The sequence below is a fragment of the Robertmurraya sp. FSL R5-0851 genome (assembly GCF_038002965.1).
In the GTDB taxonomy this organism is placed as follows: domain Bacteria; phylum Bacillota; class Bacilli; order Bacillales; family Cytobacillaceae; genus Robertmurraya_A; species Robertmurraya_A beringensis.
Window position 1 is genome coordinate 3,343,864 of the sequence record NZ_JBBOOE010000001.1, and the last position, 17,987, is coordinate 3,361,850.

Annotated in this window: 18 protein-coding genes; 2 read left to right on the forward strand and 16 right to left on the reverse strand. The window is 38.8% G+C overall.

Features of this window, described 5'->3' with window-relative positions:
- Positions 1-14 precede the first annotated feature (14 nt).
- Together secDF and MKX65_RS17280 are read right to left on the reverse strand one after the other, a co-directional pair.
- The gene (secDF, locus tag MKX65_RS17275; RefSeq protein WP_340904740.1) at positions 15-2,279 is read right to left on the reverse strand and encodes a protein translocase subunit SecDF; all 2,265 of its coding nucleotides are present in this window, start codon (positions 2,277-2,279) and stop codon (positions 15-17) included.
- 120 nt (positions 2,280-2,399) lie between these two features.
- On the reverse strand, positions 2,400-2,696 hold the full coding sequence (locus MKX65_RS17280) for a post-transcriptional regulator (RefSeq protein WP_160547658.1): 297 nt from the start codon (positions 2,694-2,696) through the stop codon (positions 2,400-2,402).
- A gap of 130 nt (positions 2,697-2,826) precedes the next feature.
- On the opposite strand from MKX65_RS17280, the gene spoVB reads away from it, so the two are divergent.
- Positions 2,827-4,389: a stage V sporulation protein B gene (gene spoVB, locus MKX65_RS17285; RefSeq protein ID WP_340904742.1), complete on the forward strand. Its 1,563-nt coding sequence runs from the start codon at positions 2,827-2,829 to the stop codon at positions 4,387-4,389.
- Positions 4,390-4,407: 18 nt separating this feature from the next.
- On the opposite strand, the gene MKX65_RS17290 is transcribed toward spoVB, so the two are convergent.
- Entirely contained in the window at positions 4,408-5,058 is a 651-nt protein-coding gene (locus MKX65_RS17290; RefSeq protein ID WP_160547656.1) for a YetF domain-containing protein, read from the reverse strand.
- A 66-nt stretch (positions 5,059-5,124) separates the two neighbouring features.
- Here MKX65_RS17290 and MKX65_RS17295 point away from each other — a divergent pair, with 66 nt between their 5' ends.
- Complete coding sequence (locus tag MKX65_RS17295) at positions 5,125-5,595, forward strand: TIGR04086 family membrane protein (protein ID WP_340904744.1); 471 nt, start codon at positions 5,125-5,127, stop codon at positions 5,593-5,595.
- A gap of 53 nt (positions 5,596-5,648) precedes the next feature.
- Here the strand turns inward: MKX65_RS17295 and yajC are convergent, their stop codons facing one another.
- The 13 genes from yajC to nadB all read right to left on the reverse strand — a co-directional run bounded on the left by yajC (position 5,649) and on the right by nadB (position 17,938).
- Positions 5,649-5,930 (reverse strand): preprotein translocase subunit YajC, encoded by a 282-nt coding sequence (gene yajC, locus MKX65_RS17300; RefSeq protein WP_160547655.1) that lies wholly within the window; start codon positions 5,928-5,930, stop codon positions 5,649-5,651.
- A gap of 31 nt (positions 5,931-5,961) precedes the next feature.
- Complete coding sequence (gene tgt / locus MKX65_RS17305; RefSeq protein WP_340904746.1) at positions 5,962-7,101, reverse strand: tRNA guanosine(34) transglycosylase Tgt; 1,140 nt, start codon at positions 7,099-7,101, stop codon at positions 5,962-5,964.
- A gap of 24 nt (positions 7,102-7,125) precedes the next feature.
- Entirely contained in the window at positions 7,126-8,154 is a 1,029-nt protein-coding gene (gene queA / locus MKX65_RS17310; protein ID WP_160547653.1) for a tRNA preQ1(34) S-adenosylmethionine ribosyltransferase-isomerase QueA, read from the reverse strand.
- A gap of 31 nt (positions 8,155-8,185) precedes the next feature.
- Positions 8,186-8,392 carry a DUF2905 domain-containing protein gene (locus MKX65_RS17315; protein ID WP_160547652.1) on the reverse strand — a complete coding sequence of 69 codons (207 nt, stop codon included), beginning with the start codon at positions 8,390-8,392 and terminating at the stop codon, positions 8,186-8,188.
- Positions 8,389-9,390, reverse strand: coding sequence for a Holliday junction branch migration DNA helicase RuvB (gene ruvB / locus MKX65_RS17320; protein WP_160547651.1), 1,002 nt, complete (start codon positions 9,388-9,390; stop codon positions 8,389-8,391). The genes MKX65_RS17315 and ruvB overlap by 4 nt, the downstream gene beginning before the upstream one ends.
- 24 nt (positions 9,391-9,414) lie before the next feature.
- On the reverse strand, positions 9,415-10,026 hold the full coding sequence (gene ruvA / locus MKX65_RS17325; RefSeq protein WP_160547650.1) for a Holliday junction branch migration protein RuvA: 612 nt from the start codon (positions 10,024-10,026) through the stop codon (positions 9,415-9,417).
- Positions 10,027-10,135: 109 nt separating this feature from the next.
- Complete coding sequence (locus MKX65_RS17330) at positions 10,136-10,657, reverse strand: intercompartmental signaling factor BofC (protein WP_340904751.1); 522 nt, start codon at positions 10,655-10,657, stop codon at positions 10,136-10,138.
- Between the two features lie 132 nt (positions 10,658-10,789).
- The gene (locus tag MKX65_RS17335) at positions 10,790-11,539 is read right to left on the reverse strand and encodes a YhcN/YlaJ family sporulation lipoprotein (protein ID WP_340904753.1); all 750 of its coding nucleotides are present in this window, start codon (positions 11,537-11,539) and stop codon (positions 10,790-10,792) included.
- Between the two features lie 93 nt (positions 11,540-11,632).
- Complete coding sequence (locus tag MKX65_RS17340) at positions 11,633-12,619, reverse strand: phosphotransferase (RefSeq protein WP_160547647.1); 987 nt, start codon at positions 12,617-12,619, stop codon at positions 11,633-11,635.
- A complete protein-coding gene (safA, locus tag MKX65_RS17345) occupies positions 12,603-14,282 on the reverse strand; it encodes a SafA/ExsA family spore coat assembly protein (RefSeq protein WP_340904755.1) in 1,680 nt (559 codons plus the stop codon). The genes MKX65_RS17340 and safA overlap by 17 nt, the downstream gene beginning before the upstream one ends.
- Positions 14,283-14,441: 159 nt before the next feature.
- Positions 14,442-15,545 carry a quinolinate synthase NadA gene (nadA, locus tag MKX65_RS17350; RefSeq protein ID WP_340904756.1) on the reverse strand — a complete coding sequence of 368 codons (1,104 nt, stop codon included), beginning with the start codon at positions 15,543-15,545 and terminating at the stop codon, positions 14,442-14,444.
- A 19-nt stretch (positions 15,546-15,564) separates the two neighbouring features.
- Positions 15,565-16,401, reverse strand: coding sequence for a carboxylating nicotinate-nucleotide diphosphorylase (gene nadC, locus MKX65_RS17355; RefSeq protein ID WP_160547644.1), 837 nt, complete (start codon positions 16,399-16,401; stop codon positions 15,565-15,567).
- A complete protein-coding gene (gene nadB, locus MKX65_RS17360) occupies positions 16,370-17,938 on the reverse strand; it encodes an L-aspartate oxidase (RefSeq protein WP_340904757.1) in 1,569 nt (522 codons plus the stop codon). Before nadB ends, nadC begins: the two co-directional genes overlap by 32 nt.
- Positions 17,939-17,987: the final 49 nt, after the last annotated feature.

Sequence of the window (17,987 nt, forward strand, 5' to 3'; positions counted from 1 at the left end):
CTGTGGTTCTAAAATTAAACCTGTGGCTCGTCTGTTCTTTCTCTTTTTACTTTTTCAGTAATTAGAACTCCCTTTTGCTTAAGTTCTTTTGCTTTCATCACTAGCCAAAGTTGAGCAGCGATAAAAATAGAAGAATATACACCAACAACTAATCCTATTAGCAATGCTAATGAGAAATTAAGAATGGAGGAACTTCCGAATAGTAATAAAGCAACAACAGCAATAACTACGGTTAACACCGTATTTACTGATCTTCCTAATGTTTGACGTAAACTACTATTAACAACATCAGCAAGTTCTCCATAAGCTTTAATTCTCTTTTTCTTAGCTAAGTTTTCTCTCATTCGGTCAAATGTTACGATTGTATCATTGATTGAGTAACCAACAATGGTTAAGACGGCTGCAATAAACGTCAAGTCTACCTCTAGTCTTGTAAAGCTAAACAAAACAATAATGAAGAAAACATCATGTAAGAGGGCGACAATTGCAGCAAGAGCCATTCTCCACTCAAAACGAATTGATACATAAAGGATAATTCCAATGGATGCTATGGCTACAGCAATCATTGCATTTTTAGCTAACTCTTTTCCAACCACTGGGGAAACCGTGCTGATATTCGGTTCTGAACCGTACAATTCTTTAAAATGCGCTTTTAGCTCAGCAATTTCTTCTTTTGCTAGAACGCCTAAAAAGCGAACCACAGCAACGTCATTATTGTCTCCAGACATGACAATATTTTCAGCTTCAAGATCAAATTTTGCAAATTCTTCTTTTAATTGTTCGGTTTCAATTGGCTTATCGGACGGTACTTCCACTCTCGTTCCACTTGCAAAGTCGATTCCTAGATTTAGCTTAAACAAGATAAGAACGACCAGTCCGACTGAGAATAACACACCTGAAATGGTAAAGATGATTTTATGATTTTTCACAAAATCCCATCGATCGAATCTGGTTGGTAAATCGATGGCATCGTATCCCTCTGAAATATCTTTCATATCTTTCTTTCTAACACCAAGCCAAGTAGGGCGTTGATCTAAGAAACCGCTTTTCACCCACAAACCAAGCAATAGACGTGAGGCAAAAACAGCTGTGAGGAAGCTTCCTAGAATCGAGATAATTAACATGGTTGCAAACCCTTTAACAGAGCTTGTCCCATAGGCGAACAATACACCAGCCGCAATAATGGTCGTGATGTTCGAGTCAAAAATGGTCCAAAATGCACCTTTACTTCCAACTTCAAATGCTGACTTAACCGTTCTTCCAACCTTTAATTCTTCTTTAATTCTTTCATACGTAATAATATTGGCGTCTACAGCCATACCTACCCCGAGGATCAGAGCTGCTATTCCTGGTAAAGTTAACACTCCATTCATCCAATCGAAGATCACAAGAATCAGGTAAATATAAAGAGATAGGGTAATAACAGCAATAAATCCTGGGAAACGATAATAGAAAAGCATGAACAAGAAGATAACACTTATTCCTACGATTCCAGCAAACACCGTTTCATTTAAGGCTTCTTCCCCGAATTGAGCACCAACTGAGGTTGAATACACTTCGGTAAGCTTAACTGGCAGGGCTCCTGCATTTAACAAGGAAGCTAATGTCTTTGCCTCTTCTAATTCAAAATTACCTACAATAGAAACCGTATCTTGATTAAATACTTGATTTACATTTGGATTAGAGAGGAATTTCGGCTCTTCCTTGGCAAGTTCCGCTTGATAGGAATCTTTCCCTTCTTCAAAGTCTAACCATATGATTAATTGATTTTGAGGAGCCATTCCAACAATTTCTTGTGTTACTTCTCGAAATTTATCCGCACTCTTTAACTGTAAAGAAATGCTCGGTTTATTGTTTTCATCAAAGGTTTGCTTGGCACCACCCTCTACTAAATCGGTACCATCCATCATGATTTCGTCATTAGCATTTCGGAATGTTAAATTCGCTTCTGTTGAGAGAATTTCACGTGCTTTTGTCTGGTCAGATACACCGGCAAGCTGAACACGAATCCGATTATCACCTTCAATTTGAATGACCGGCTCGCTTACCCCAAGCACGTTTATTCGATTATCTAACGCCTCAACCGTACTATTTAATACTTCTTGGTCAATCTCTTGGCCTTTTTTAGCAGGTTTCACTTCGTAGAGAACCTCAAATCCTCCTTGAAGGTCCAAACCTAGTTTTATATTTTTTAAAATACTATTTGTAGTTGTCCCAATTGTACTTGCAAAGAGAAGCAGCAATAACAAAAAGGCCACAATTCTACTGCGTTTGACCATTATGTATAAATCCTCCTTAAAATGTAACCGAGCAAGTATCACCATACTACCTGCTGTATTTTCTATACTAATATTATGAAACAGATAGGAATTAGTGTCAATTTATGGACGAGTATGTACTTATTTCAATAATTCCCTTCTTTCTTCATCATTCGCAAGTGAAAACTCATCGGACTTAAATGCCTCCACAGTCGCATAGTTCATATATTCTCCTACATTTACAGAAAGAATATCTGAGACCACCTCATAGAGCTTCACGTCCTCCTTTGGTTTTCTCCATTTCTTCTTTCTTAAGAACTCCCAAAGACTTTCTTGACTGATCGTCCCATACCCGAGAAGGGAAAACTCTTCTATCTTACTAATTAATGCTGGGTGTACTTCTTTACGAAAACGATCGTAATTATGGCCGATTTCCATATCGAGCCGCCTCCTAATACTAGAGTATAAAATATAGAGAAATTTATAAGTCCTTGTCATGCTTTGTCCACATAGGTGCATATAGTTAATTGTATATGATTATACCTATTTTGAGAAGGCAGGTAACGAGATGTCAAAGTTTTTAAAAGGAACCATAATTTTGTTAGTTGCCGGCTTTGTAACAAGAGTTCTTGGTTTTATTAATAGGATTGTGATTGCAAGGTTTATAGGCGAAGAAGGTGTTGGATTATATATGATGGCCTTTCCGACACTTATTCTTGTTGTCACTCTCACACAACTAGGCCTACCGGTGGCTATTTCAAAAAATATTGCAGAAGCAGAGGCGCAAGGTGATACAAAGAAAATAAAACAAATACTTATTGTTTCTTTGGCAACAACCTTTACTTTATCCCTCATCTTTACTCCTGCTCTATTTATTCTTGCACCGTACTTATCAGAAACTCTTTTTACAGATCCACGCACACATTTACCATTGCTCGCGATTGCTCCAATCATTCCAATCGTTGCACTTTCTTCTGTGCTAAGAGGATATTTCCAAGGCAGACAAAATATGAGACCTTCTGCTATTTCACAAGTGATTGAACAAGCGGCTAGAATCACATTGATAGCAGTATTAACAAATATGTTTATGCCATATGGAGTAGAATACGCAGCAGCAGGAGCGATGGTTGCATCTGTAATTGGAGAGCTTATCTCATTGATTTATCTGGTTACTTCATTTAAGCTCAAGAAACAATTTCGAGTTAGAAAGAAATTTTTCAAGCATGTGCAAGAAGGAAAATCAACGTTTCATGAACTGATGGGCGTTGCTTTACCAACGTTAGGAAGTCGGATGATTGGTTCGATTGCGTGGTTTTTTGAACCGATTGTCGTCTCACATAGCTTAGCTATTGCTGGTGTTGCGGCCATTACTGCAACTAAGCAATATGGGGCATTAACAGGGTTTGCTATGCCGCTTTTACTATTGCCCTCGTTTATTACTTTATCGCTGTCCACGTCGCTCGTTCCGGCAATCAGTGAAGCAAATTCACAGAACAATAAAAAGCTGATTGAATATCGACTACAACAAGCACTACGCTTTGCTTTTTTAACGGGTGGATTATCCGTCGTAATCCTCTATGTTCTAGCAGAACCACTTATGGAAGTAATGTATGGATCTTCAAATGGAGCGTACTTTATTCAAATCATGGCACCTTTCTTCCTTTTCTACTACTATCAAGGGCCATTACAAGCTACCCTGCAAGCACTTGATTTAGCAAGGGCTGCTATGATTAACTCTCTCTTTGGTTCCGTTGTAAAAACAGCTGTTATATTTTTATTAGCAAGTCAGCCAAGCTTCGGCATTAAAGGGGCTGCGTTAGGAATCGTTTTCGGCTTTTTAGTGGTTACACTCCTTCATTTCGCAACGGTTTTGAAGAAGATTTCTTTCACCTTTTATATTTGGGATTATTTACTAACATTTGCTAGTATGGGTGTTTCCGGATGGGCTGGTTTATCGGTCTATAACTATTTCAAAGGGGACTTGCCTTTATCACTCAACGTAATTGTAAGTTGCGTGATTATTACTGTAAGCTATACACTACTTGTTATCATTGCTGGACAAATTAAAAAAGAAGAAATGATCCGAGTACCAGTTATTGGAAACGTATTATCAAAACTTATTATGCGTTAAAAAAGAGGTGACTGATTCTCACCTCTTTTTTGTGTCTATCCTATCTACAAAGAATTTCCCGTCTTGAAAGCTGCAAAAAGAAATTTCTTTTACTTGAGTATATCCGAGTTTCTTTAGTTCCTGAAGAAGCCAAAATTTATTTTTCTCTAACCGCTGTAAATTACGTTCTTGAACCTCTCCATCTAATATTAGCGGGATCGTAATTCCCCCTTGATTCGGACTCTTTTCATAAACAGATAGCTTTCCTGAGGTTTCTAGTATTGCAAACTCAACATCCCCAATATTACGAATATCCTTATCTCTTAGCTGCAAAAGGAGATCATCGAAATTGTAACGTTGTTTTCTCATTTCATGCTCATCAATTTTTCCATTGTTGATAATGATGGAAGGCTTCCCATCTAGCATATCTCTCACCTTTTTACTTTTTAGTGAAAAAAAGGCCAAGGTGATTTGAATAATCATGAGCACAGCCATTGGTAAAATATTATTTACTATTGTTTCTTCTGGCTTCTCAATGCCTACAACCGCTATTTCTGCAATCATTATATAAACAACCAAATCTAAAACGTTTAACTCTCCAAGCTCCCTCTTCCCCATTAGTCGAAAAATTATAGAAATGACACCGTATAAAATAATTGTACGAATAACAATTAGAAAGTATTGATCCAAAAGAAACGCTCCCTTTATGTTCATTCATTTTATTGTTTACAAATCTGCTGAAAACATGAACAAAATGTGATTCTATTTAGAAATGCTCATGAATATGCTTGTACTAAGCAATTACTGAGAAAAGATAGAAGGGAGAGGGGTCCAATCGAAGAGTCGAAAAATTTTAGCAACGCCGTACTATACGGAGTCATTACTGTCTTTTTATTTGCAATTGTAAGTTCGGTGATTTTTTCCTTAATCCTCCGATTTACACCGACTAGCGAAGCTTCATTACAATTTGTTATTACTGGTGTTTCTTTTATCACATTATTTTTAGGTGGGTTCGTATCAGGAGGAAAAGGGAAACAAAAAGGCTGGTTAGTCGGAGGACTCACTGGTATTGTTTATACCACAATCATTTTTTTATTCCAATTTTTAGGAATGGATAGTTTATTTTCGTTTGAAGAAATCGTTTATCATGTTTGCTATATTTTAACTGCCATGATGGGCGGAATTTTAGGTGTAAATATAAGTACCACTTCTAAAAGAGCTGCGTAAAAAATAAGCATATAAAAAGAGGCCACCCTTAGGGTTAGCCTCTTTTTATGCTTTTAAGCATTTGCTACAGAGCTTGATTCAAGTACTTCTCTGATAGCAGCGCGGTCGTATGTAAGACGACTTCCATCACCACATTTAATCACTACTTTGCCTTCGTCTAATGCATCGACTGTTCCGTGTAGGCCACCAATCGTCACGATTTTGTCCCCTTTTGCCAGGTCGCTTTGCATTTTTGAAACCGCCTTTTGACGTTTTTGCTGTGGACGAATTAACAAGAAGTAAAATAATGCAAACATTAGGATTAATGGACCTAATGTCCCTAATAGTCCTTCCATTGTCTAACCTCCTTTCAATATCTTTATGAATTTAGAAGTTTTTTGCATTTGGCTGGTTAAAGCCATATTGTTCAAAAAATTCTTCTCGGAAGTCCCCTAAGCGATCTTCTCTGATTGCTTGTCTGACATTCTCCATTAATTTTAACAGAAAATATAAGTTATGGTAAGTTGTAAGTCTTATTCCGAACGTCTCATCACAACGAATTAAGTGTCGAATATACGCACGAGAATAGTTTTTACAAGTATAACAATCACAATTTGGATCAAGTGGTCCAAAATCTTTTGCATACTTCGCGTTTTTCACAACCAATCTACCTTCACTCGTCATCAATGTTCCGTTTCTAGCTATTCTAGTTGGTAGTACACAATCAAACATATCAATTCCTCGAATAGCCCCATCGATCAGAGAATCTGGAGAACCTACTCCCATTAAGTATCTTGGCTTATTCGATGGTAATAGAGGAGTTGTGAATTCTAGAACTCGATTCATAATATCCTTCGGTTCACCAACAGATAATCCTCCAACTGCATACCCTGGGAAATCGAGAGAAACTAGATCACGTGCACTTTGTTTCCGAAGTTCCTCATATTCCCCACCTTGTACAATTCCGAATAATCCCTGATCCTCTGGACGTTGATGAGCACTTAAGCATCTTTCTGCCCAACGTGATGTACGTTCGACTGATTTCTGCATATACTCATACGTAGCAGGGAATGGCGGACATTCATCGAAGGCCATCATGATATCCGAGCCTAATGCATTTTGAATGTCCATCGCTTTTTCCGGTGATAAGAAGAGCTTGTCCCCGTTTAAATGATTTCTAAAATGAACTCCCTCTTCCTCAATCTGGCGGAACTTGCTAAGAGAAAATACTTGGAATCCACCAGAGTCTGTTAAAATGGCCCGATCCCAGTTCATAAACTTGTGAAGCCCACCAGCCTCTTTAATAATCTCGTGTCCAGGTCGAAGCCAAAGATGATAGGTATTACTTAAGATAATTCCTGCTCCCATCTGAACAAGTTCTTCTGGTGCCATCGTTTTGACCGTTGCAAGCGTTCCTACCGGCATAAAGACAGGTGTGTCAAATGAACCGTGCGGTGTATGTACTCGGCCTAGCCTTGCTCCTGTCTGTTTACATGTCTTTATTAATTCGTAACGAATAGCCGTCAAAAATAGTCAACTCCTAGTAAGTAATTAAACAATAAGCATCGCATCGCCAAAACTAAAGAAACGATACTTCTCAGTTACTGCTGTTTCATATGCATGAATGACATTTTCTCTCCCTGCAAGTGCACTTACAAGCATAATTAATGTTGATTTAGGTAGATGGAAATTGGTAATCATTCCATTAATTCCTTGAAATGTATATCCGGGATAAATAAAAATATCGGTCCATCCACTTTCTGCTACAAACTCCCCATTATGTTTCGAAGCAATCGTCTCTAGTGTCCTCGTTGAAGTTGTTCCAACAGAAATGATTCGTCCACCTTGCTTTTTAACAGTGTTTAGCAATCGAGCGGTTCCTTCTGACATCTGATAAAACTCGGCATGCATATCATGTTCCAAAATGTCATCAACACTGACAGGTCTAAATGTCCCTAGTCCCACATGAAGTGTAATAAAGGCAATATGAACCCCTCGTGAGCGAATTTCTTCTAAAAGCTCTTCTGTGAAATGCAGCCCCGCAGTAGGAGCTGCAGCGGAACCACGTTCCTTAGCAAACACTGTTTGATACCGTTCTCGATCTTCTAGTTGTTCTTTTATATAAGGGGGCAGTGGCATTTCTCCTAACTGCTCTAATACCTCATAAAATATACCTTCATAGCTAAATTCAAGTGTTCTTCCTCCGTGCTCGGATTCTCCAACACATTCGGCCGTCAAGAGTCCATTTCCAAAAGAGATGATTGTTCCTTCCTTAACCCTCTTCGCTGGCTTTACTAATGTTTCCCAACGATCTCCATCCAATTGCTTCAAAAGTAATACTTCAATCTTAGCACCGGTTTCTTTCTTTTCACCGAATAATCTCGCAGGCAAGACTCTCGTGTCATTTAACACAAGGCAATCACCTGGCCTAATATACTCTACAATATTTTTAAATATTGTATGCTCTAACTTTCCATTTTCCTTGTCTAATACCATGAGTCTACTGCTTGTTCGCTCCTCTAATGGAGTTTGCGCAATGAGTTCCTCTGGTAAATGAAAATCAAATAAGTCTACTTTCATGCTGTTTCACCCTTCTTAAACACTACAAATATTAACGGAATTTCCCTAAAAAATAAAAAATGGCAGATAAAATAATACTAACAAGTATGGAGGTAACAATGGGGAAATACACAGTCGTGTTTCCCTTTTTCACAATAATATCGCCTGGAAGCCTACCGATATGTATAAACTGCATGAGAAATCCAACGACAAAAATGATTGCCCCTAATGTCATAAGAATTTTTGGAACACCAGTCATTCTGTTGGTACCTCCATTTGAAAATGCTGATAAACCAGATTAGTGACGATTCTGCCTCTTGGAGTTCTTTGTATGAATCCTATTTGTAACAAATAAGGCTCATATACATCCTCAATCGTATGGGACTCTTCTCCAATCGTTGCTGCAATTGTATCTAATCCAACAGGTCCTCCTCTAAACTTCTCAATGATACCCTTTAATAGTTTGTGATCAATATGATCCAAACCTAATGGATCTACCTGAAGAAGTTGTAAGGAGTGATCGGCTAAAGAAAGGTCAATCATTCCATTGCCTTTTACTTGAGCAAAATCTCGAACTCGTCTAAGCAGGCGATTCGCGATACGTGGTGTCCCTCTTGAACGCTTGGCAATTTCTAAAGCGGCATCTTTTGTAATTTCTACCTGGAACACTTCGGCTGTTCGTAATACGATATCCATAAGCTGATCTTCTTTATAATATTCTAATCTGCTTAAAACTCCAAATCGATCCCGAAGCGGCGCTGAAAGAGAGCCTGCTCTAGTTGTTGCACCAACAAGTGTAAATGGTGGTAAATCAAGTCTTACAGACCTAGCAGTTGCCCCTTTTCCAATCACGATGTCAAGGCAAAAGTCCTCCATGGCTGGATATAAAACCTCTTCAATAGCTCTTGGTAACCGGTGAATTTCATCGATAAATAATATGTCACCAGGTTCAAGGGCTGTTAAAATGGCTGCTAAATCTCCTGGTCTCTCAATGGCTGGGCCAGCTGTCGTACGGATATTAACTCCCATTTCATTCGCAATAATGGTTGCCAATGTCGTTTTCCCCAATCCAGGAGGCCCATATAAGAGAACATGATCAAGCGTTTCTTGCCGTATTTTGGCAGCCTCAATAAATATTTCTAAATTCTCTTTTACTTTTGTTTGCCCGATATATTGTTTTAATGTTAACGGGCGTAAGCTTTGTTCGAATGATAAATCTTGAACATCTGCCTCACCAGAAATAATCCGATCGTCCAATCCTCACTCACCCTTTTTCCAACTCTATTTTAAAAGAAACTGTAGAGCTTTTTTAATATATTGCTCTGTTTCTAGTGTTTCCACTTCAAGCTTCGGTGTAATTTTCTTTATTTCCTTTTCAGAATATCCTAGAGATAGCAAAGCTAACATCGCTTCTTCTAGTGCAAGATTTGAATTCTTCGGCTGTTCCACATGTACTTCCTCATTGAATAAGTTAGGAAAATAATCGGGAAGTGCTTGTTGAAGTTTCCCCTTCAAGTCTAAGATCATTTGTCTAGCTGTCTTCTTTCCTACCCCTGGGAATTTCACTAAAAATGCTTCATCCTCTTCTTCAATCGCTTGAACCACTTGTTCGGGTACGCCAGATGCTAATATTGCTAATGCGCCTTTTGGTCCTATACCAGATACATTCAGGAGCTTTGTAAAAAGAATTTTTTCTTCCCTTGAGGAAAAACCGTATAATGCCATTAAATCTTCTCTTACATAGTGATATGTAAAAATTTGCATCGCTTGGTGAATATGTTTTGAAAAGCTAAAAGGGTTGGGTGTAGATACCTGATATCCAATCCCTCCCGCTTCTACTACAATATATTCGGGTCCAATAAATTCGACCGTTCCTTTAATATAATCATACATGTATCTAAAACTCCTCTAATTTTGCTGTACCTCATTGTATCACAAATATGATAGTATATACCGCTAAATGTAAGATGAAAAATGCAAAAAGGAACCGATTCCGGCTCCTCTAGTTCGCTTGTTTTTCCTGAACAGTGTAATTTTTGAACGTTTCAAGTACTTCTACATACCGATCTTTATTTCTAATCGGGATTCCTTCCTTTAATTCTTCATGTCTCGTACTTTCTAATTTACCAATATCCAATTGAAAGAAGGATTGAATAATATTATATTTTTGTGGTTTTCCATAATAGATCGTTAGCACACCATCATCTGTAATTCCAAAGTAACCATTAGCTTTTAACAGAGGAGAAATATCGTCTACATGCTTACGAAATACAACAGAAGTATCATCGATATCCACGACCTGCCATTGATCATATTTTGACCAAAACTGTTCCATGGACCAAATCTTCTCGTCCATTTGCTCCTCACTCACTTCTCCGTCTAGATATACCCGTTCAAGAATCACCTTGACATCAATAGGTTCTAATCTTGGAGTGGTTTTTAATTCTTCAGCTAAGACATAGTTTGTATGAAAAACGAATACGAGAAGCAATAGCCCTAAACAACCGACACATTTGGTTCTCATAATGATCACCTCATTTAAAAGTTACAATATAAAGCTAAATTCATGATTTCATTTATATAATGACCATTTTTTTCAAATTTATGCCCATTAACGCACGAAAGAGTTGATCATATTGATCAACCCTTTCGAATCCTAATCTTTCCCTTGTAATCGGGACTTTAATGTTCGAAACATCCCTTTTATATCTGCATCAATGGTCTCACGTGGACCACCATCACGTAAGTCATTATCAATATTTCTGATTCTGCTAAAGGTTCCTTCATCCGTCACTACCTGCACCGATCTTCCTCGAAGATAGGGTTGAACCGCTCTAGTGATATCTGCCTTTGTTTCTACATCGCGATCGTAGTTGGTTAAATCTACTGCAATTAATACATTGCTTCCATATACTACGGAACGAACATCTTCCACATTGGGAACCTTCGCTGTAACATCACCTATTTTTTCGGCTAAATCCCCTTCATACGCTGTGTAATAGGAGCTTCTTGCTTTCCGGGTTTGGTCATCTAAATGACCATGATAATTGGCATCAGCATGACTATAACGGTTATCTTTCTCAAAAAAGTTTTTATCCTGTTTAGCACGAGGGACTGTTGGATTAGCAGGGTTTCCTGATTCGTCTTTTTGCATTAAATGCTGGCTTCGATTATCTCTGCTTTTCTGTCCTTCCTCACCTAGAGAATGATCCATTATTTCTACCAATGGACCATCATTTTCGTTGTAAATCCTTGCATTTCCACCACCGCCATGATTTTCATTCGAGTAGTATCCAAACGGTTGGCTTATTTCTTTACTATTATTGGTTGCTTCATCCTGGTTACAACCAGCTAAACTAAAGGTTAAGGCAGCAGTTATCGGAAGTAATACAAGCTTTTTACTCAAGCGAATAACCCCCTCCGCTTATTTGAGAGCATGATCATGCTCATTTATAGGGTGTGAGGGTTATGGCTTTTTAATCCTGACATTAACAACCAATTAATTTTCAAGTAAAAGCTTTACTTGCTCTACAAAGCTTTGTCGATTAAAAAATTGCCGTACAGTTAAATCAAGAACCTGCCTTACTTGAAATGTGCTTGAATATTGACGATCTTTAATAAGTCGATTCCATTCTCGAAAGATATCTGTTGGAAATAATAAAGCATATAAAAATCCGCGATTATTTAAAAACGGGCGTATTTGCTCATATTCTGTAAGATCTTGTAAAGACCAATCGAGACTCGGCAGAATTCGATTGCAATATTGTAAATAATCACAGGCTGGACTACCGATTGAAACTAAGTCGAAATCAATTATATATAGTTCTGAGTCAATACCACGAATAAAGTTATGGTGGGCTAAATCGCCATGAAGAATCACTTGATCATGATTATTTAAAAATGAATACTCTAACTCGAGCCCCTTTAAGGAAAAATCGGCCCACTCCATTACTTCATTTAGTATTTCTTGCTGCACAAAAAATTTAATAATGGATAAATTATTAATAAAACGAGCTGCACGTTCTCTCCATTTCAACATAAGATTGTATTCTTTTAGTACTGTTTGATACCTTCTTGAAAGCTTACCTGTAGTCTGGTGAAATTCTTCAAGGAGACGAAGCCCATCTTTTCTTTCTTTTTCGGACTCATAAGAAAAAGGACTGCTGGAGGATAGTGGTATGTGTTCAAGACATCCGTAATACGTACCGTCTAAGTATAGTGGTGATTCTTTTTCGAGGTTTTGAAATATATATGAATTCTTAAACCCTTCTTGCCTTAAAGAAGAAGTAAAAGCCTTTTGGATCTGCAGTTTTCTTAAATGACTAAACCCCTTTAATACAACAAATTGATTACCCTTTTGCAACAAATAAACGTTCTTTCTTATTGGGTGTATCGATTCAATCGGAGTGACGAGCTCTTCCTGTAAATAGGAGAAGAGACGATTTAAAGTTAAATCGTCTCCACTAGCATTATTCATCATTTTCATCAGTCGTATTTTGACCTCTAGGCATTCCTTGTGCTGATGGACCGTACCCATAAGGATTCATATAAGGTGACTGCGCCATCGGTTGTCCGTAGGGTGGAGCATAGACTGGTGGCATTCCGGGTGCAAAGCCTGTTCCCATTCCGTACGGCGTCATTGCAGGACCGCCACATCCACAATCATCCTGTACTCCTTGTACGGCTGGAGCAGAATAATTAGGTGTTAAAGGCATTTGGTAATTATCCATACTAGGTGATTCCATTTGGTCCATTACCCCTTGCACTTGTGGCATTGGACTATATGGCATTTGTTGTGGCATACCCATAGATGGATAGGCTGGTGGGAAGTATCCTGGTCCAGGCATCATTGGTCCACAAGGAAACAATGGTGCAGGATATGGTGGATAAGGATACATAGGAGCTTGATGCATAGGAGCTTGATACATTGGCATATCTTGAACTCCAGCTACTTCTGTTGGCATTAATGGCATTTGTGCATCCTGTGCACCCATCACTTGATTTGGCATCATTGGCATTTGTGCATCCTGTGCACCCATCACTTGACCTGGCATCATTGGCATTTGTGCATCCTGTGCACCCATCACTTGACCTGGCATCATTGGCATTTGCCCATTTTGTATACCCATCACTTGACCTGGCATCATTGGCATTTGTCCTTTTTGTACACCCATCACTTGACCTGGCATCATTGGCATTTGTCCATTTTGTACACCCATCACTTGACCTGGCATCATTGGCATTTCCGGCATAAATGATGAAGATTCATCATCGAACGGTTGCATACCCATTCCTGGAACTCCAGGCATCATCCCATATGGCATCGTTGGCATCGTTGGCGCACCTGTCATTGCACCTTGAACCTGTGGATATGGTGCTTGAGGAGCAAAACCTGTTGGCTGACCAAATCCTGGATTAGCTTGTGGATATGGATAGAAATTTTGTGGGTACATTGGATTCATGGGTCCGTAACCCCCTCCTTGAGTAAAGTTTGGAACGTCAGTATTGGCCTCTGGCAGTGGTTTTACACCTTTAATTGGCTTCACTTCCGGTAAAGGTTTTACCTCTGGTAAGGTCATTTCCGCAGGAAGCTGTTTGGGTTGCATTGGAAATTGTGGTGCTGGTTGAGCTTTTACTTCAGCAGGTGATAATTGTTTTGGCTTTATTTCTTCTTTAACTGGTTTCGGTGGCTTTGGTACAGGCTTTGCTTGTTGTTGCGGTTGTACAGATAAATTCGCCATATTCATCATATAATAGTTGTTAATATCAATTTCAGGAATCACTGGCATTTTTGGCTTGAACGGCTTCTTTGGAGCCTCTGCAATCGGTTCGATTTTCTCCTCCATCTTTGGCGGTTGTTCAATCGGCATTTCTTTTTTAGGCGCTTCTTTTGGTGCTAGAGCAATTGGCTGTTCTTTAGGCATCTCTTTTTTTGTACCCATATTTATTTTCGCTTCCGGCTTTCCAGTGATAGGGGCTTCTTTCTTTATCATTCCACCACCGGATGGTACTTTGATTTTCATACCGGGCATGATCATATCAGGGTTACTGAGCTGCGTATTCATTTTTTTCAGCTCTTCAAAATTCACGCCGTACTTCTTGGCGATTTTCCAAAGAGTATCCCCTTTCTGTACGATATGGATTTTCACTCTGATTTCCCTCCTATGCGTAAGTCCATATATTGTATGTCGGAGTGGGCAAATTGCTAACAATCTACATAAAAACTTATGAATTTTTCAAAAAGAATATGAATTGTCCCCTTTTTTCTCACAAAAAAAACCTCCAAATGATTGGAGGGCTGCAGCCTTTTAGGATTGGTCAAGCATTCTTGTAAGAGCAAGCTTTGCATACTCTGCAATTTCAGCCTCGACCTTTATAACATTATGAAGTTCCCCTTGTTCTATACTTTCCAACGCCCATAATAAATGAGGCAGATCAATACGGTTCATGGTTAGACACGGACACATATGCGGGTTTAAAGATACAATTTGTTTATCTGGGTGATCCTGAATAATTCGATTCACTAAATTCATTTCCGTTCCAATGGCCCAAGCAGAACCAGCAGGTGATGCCTCAATTTGCTGTATAATGTAATTTGTCGAACCTGCTAAATCAGATAGCTCCACTACCTCACGCTTACACTCTGGGTGAACAATAATTTTCATATCAGGGTTACTGGTCCGGATATCCGCAATGTTATGAATGGTAAAGTTCTCATGAACAGAGCAATGTCCCTTCCATAAAATTACCTTTACGTCTTCTAATTTCCCCTCATATTGTAAAGTATTAGAGATCGGATCCCAAACCGCCATTTTTTCTAACGGCACCCCTAGATTGAAAGCGGTATTTCTCCCTAAATGCTGGTCAGGAAGAAATAATATCCGCTCCTTTTGAGTAAATGCCCATGTGACCATATGTTCAGCATTGGACGACGTGACTGTTGCACCACCACGTCTCCCAACAAAAGATTTTATGGCTGCAGTGGAATTCACATAGGTTAAAGGAAGAATGGTATCACCAAATACATTTTGTAGCTCTGACCACGCTCTTTCCGTTTGGTATATATCGGCCATATCTGCCATTGAGCAACCTGCTCGCATATCTGGCAGTATCACTTTTTGTGTATCCTTTGTTAATATATCCGCCGTTTCAGCCATAAAATGGACGCCGCAAAACACAATATATGCTGCTTCGTGATTCTCTGCAGAAAGCTGCGCAAGTTTTAATGAATCTCCTGTATCATCAGCAAATTGTATAACTTCATCTTTTTGATAATGATGCCCAGGAATATATAGTTTGTTTCCTAATCTTTCTTTAATGGCTTGAACTCTGGTTTCCATTTCTTCCTTGGTTAGTTCTTTGTATTGGTCAGGCAAAAGCTTATTTTTTTCAATCACTTCAAATAGATTCATCTCATTCATCCTCTCTTACTTACTTCACATGAACTTTCGCACTAATATCAATTGACTGAATCGTATGTGTTAAAAATCCTAATGAAATAACATCCACTCCTGTATGCTTGTACGTGTCCAGGTTCTCTAACGTAATACCACCAGAAGCCTCTGTTACGATTCCTTTTGGAACCAAAGTGATCCACTCTTTGATTTCATCAGGTGTACGATTATCAAACATAATCACATCTGCCTCAGCCTCAATCGCTTCTAACAACTGCTGCTTCGATTCAATTTCCACTTCGATTTTTACCATATGCCCTAAATGGGACTTTACTTTTTGCACAGCTTTAGAAATGGAACCTGCAAAAGAGATATGATTGTCTTTAATCATTACTCCATCGTATAAACCAAATCGGTGATTAAAGCCTCCACCACATCGAACCGCATATTTTTCAAGCATCCGAAGTCCTGGTGTCGTTTTACGTGTATCTACAATTTTAGTAGAAGTAGAATCTAATATATTTACAGCCTCTCTTGTTCGAGTAGCGATTCCACTCATTCGCTGAACAAGGTTAAGTACCACTCTTTCCCCCTTCAGTAACGTGGTTACATGTCCTAAAATGGATACTAACTTCTGGCCTTGTTCAAACCGTTCTCCATCCCTAACTTCAAGATCAATAACCACATCAGTATCTAGAAGTGTGAACCCTGTCCGAATGATCTCTTCTCCACAGAAAATGCCATTCTCTTTTGCAATAAATACAAGTTCCCCTCGTTCTTCTTCGCCAAAAATTAGTTCACTTGTTACATCTCGCTCCCCAATATCCTCCAGGAAAAATTGTTCAAGTTGCAAACGCAGCTTTAATTTGTTCATAGAAATCTCCCTGCTCCTGTTCATGTTTTAAAATGATTTTTTTCTCTAGCCATCCCTTATCTTCAGATGGAAAATCCCCTCGAAAATGCCCACCACGACTCTCTTCTCGAAGAAGAGCTGATTTCGTAACTAACCAAGCGGTAATTAACATAAATATCACTTGGATATCTTCCTTTGATTTTTCATCGATGGAACAACTAATAAGTTCTTTTATTTGGAAACTCTCTAGCCATTCTAAATGCTCTTGTAGATGTTTCTTGTTTCTTACAATTCCTGCATGCTTCATCATTTTTTCCTGCAGGACTGCCTTATCTGGGAGTGACACTGTTCCCATCTCCCTTGAACTTGTTTCGATAATGGAATATGAAGCCTGCTTGACTGTCTGATTCAAAATCTCGGCCAGTCTCTTTCCGAAAAAAAGACCTTCTAATAAGGAATTACTAGCTAATCGGTTGGCACCGTGAATTCCTGTGTAAGCTACCTCACCAATTGCATATAGGTTTTTAACACTTGTACGACCATAATGATCTGTTTTCACTCCCCCCATGACAAAATGGCAGCCAGGCACAATCGGAATAAGACCTTTTGAAAGATTAACTCGATTCTCCTCGCACATTTTGGTTATGGTTGGGAACTTCTTAGTAAACTCTTTTATATGACGAACATCTAAAAATACTTGCTCACCTGCTTGCAAATAATCAAATATGGTTTGTGACACAATATGTCTGGGTGCTAGGTCTCCCATTGGATGAACATTTTTCATTATTCTAGTTCCATCCTGTAAAGTTAGGAATGCCCCTTCACCTCGAACTGCTTCTGAAACTAATCCTTGACACTTCCCATCGACAAACAAAAGAGTGGGGTGGAATTGAATAAATTCTAAATCTGCTACCTCTGCACCCGCACGGTATGCAAGTGCAATTCCGTCTCCTACTACCGTCTCCGCGTTAGAAGTGAAACTATATAGTTGACCTAGACCTCCTGTTGCTAGGACCACATGATTTGCAAGGAAAATATTGGTCTCACCATGCTTATCTTTACCTTTTACCCCGATACATCTTCCGTCTTTAACCAATAACTCGTAAACAACCATTTCTTCTATTATTCGTGCATGCATGGTTTCCTTTAATAAAAATTTCATTACCTTTTTCCCTGTTGCATCCCCACCGCTATGAACGATTCGGTTATGACTATGTGCTCCTTCCAATCCAAGTAGTAAGCTTCCATCTTTCGCTCGGTCAAACGTACATCCATCACAAACCATTTCTTTAATTAGGGACGGAGCCATTTCTGTCATTTCTTTCACTAGCTCACGATCATTCGTGTACCTTCCTGCCTCTAACGTATCAAGATAATGTTTATCTGGACGGTCTTCGATATCTATTGCCGCCGCTATGCCACCCTGTGCGAGATTTGAATTTCCATCTGTCGCTTTCAACTTTGTGAGAATAATCACATTTATATCACAGCTAAGCTTCCTTGCTAATTGCAAAGCTGCCACTCCACTTCCAATAATTAACACATCGGAATGTATCATTTTATCACCATCCGTATTTTACAGGTGTCTTGACACTTATATTTACATA

Bases quoted from the DNA above. Each gene is read 5' to 3' on its own strand.
- secDF (WP_340904740.1), bottom strand. From the start codon at position 2,279: ATGGTCAAACGCAGTAGAATTGTGGCCTTTTTGTTATTGCTGCTTCTC.
- MKX65_RS17280 (WP_160547658.1), bottom strand. From the start codon at position 2,696: ATGGAAATCGGCCATAATTACGATCGTTTTCGTAAAGAAGTACACCCA.
- spoVB (WP_340904742.1), top strand. From the start codon at position 2,827: ATGTCAAAGTTTTTAAAAGGAACCATAATTTTGTTAGTTGCCGGCTTT.
- yajC (WP_160547655.1), bottom strand. From the start codon at position 5,930: ATGGAAGGACTATTAGGGACATTAGGTCCATTAATCCTAATGTTTGCA.
- queA (WP_160547653.1), bottom strand. From the start codon at position 8,154: ATGAAAGTAGACTTATTTGATTTTCATTTACCAGAGGAACTCATTGCG.
- MKX65_RS17315 (WP_160547652.1), bottom strand. From the start codon at position 8,392: ATGACTGGTGTTCCAAAAATTCTTATGACATTAGGGGCAATCATTTTT.
- ruvA (WP_160547650.1), bottom strand. From the start codon at position 10,026: ATGTATGATTATATTAAAGGAACGGTCGAATTTATTGGACCCGAATAT.
- MKX65_RS17330 (WP_340904751.1), bottom strand. From the start codon at position 10,657: ATGAGAACCAAATGTGTCGGTTGTTTAGGGCTATTGCTTCTCGTATTC.
- MKX65_RS17340 (WP_160547647.1), bottom strand. From the start codon at position 12,619: ATGAAAATGATGAATAATGCTAGTGGAGACGATTTAACTTTAAATCGT.
- nadA (WP_340904756.1), bottom strand. From the start codon at position 15,545: ATGAATCTATTTGAAGTGATTGAAAAAAATAAGCTTTTGCCTGACCAA.
- nadC (WP_160547644.1), bottom strand. From the start codon at position 16,401: ATGAACAAATTAAAGCTGCGTTTGCAACTTGAACAATTTTTCCTGGAG.
- nadB (WP_340904757.1), bottom strand. From the start codon at position 17,938: ATGATACATTCCGATGTGTTAATTATTGGAAGTGGAGTGGCAGCTTTG.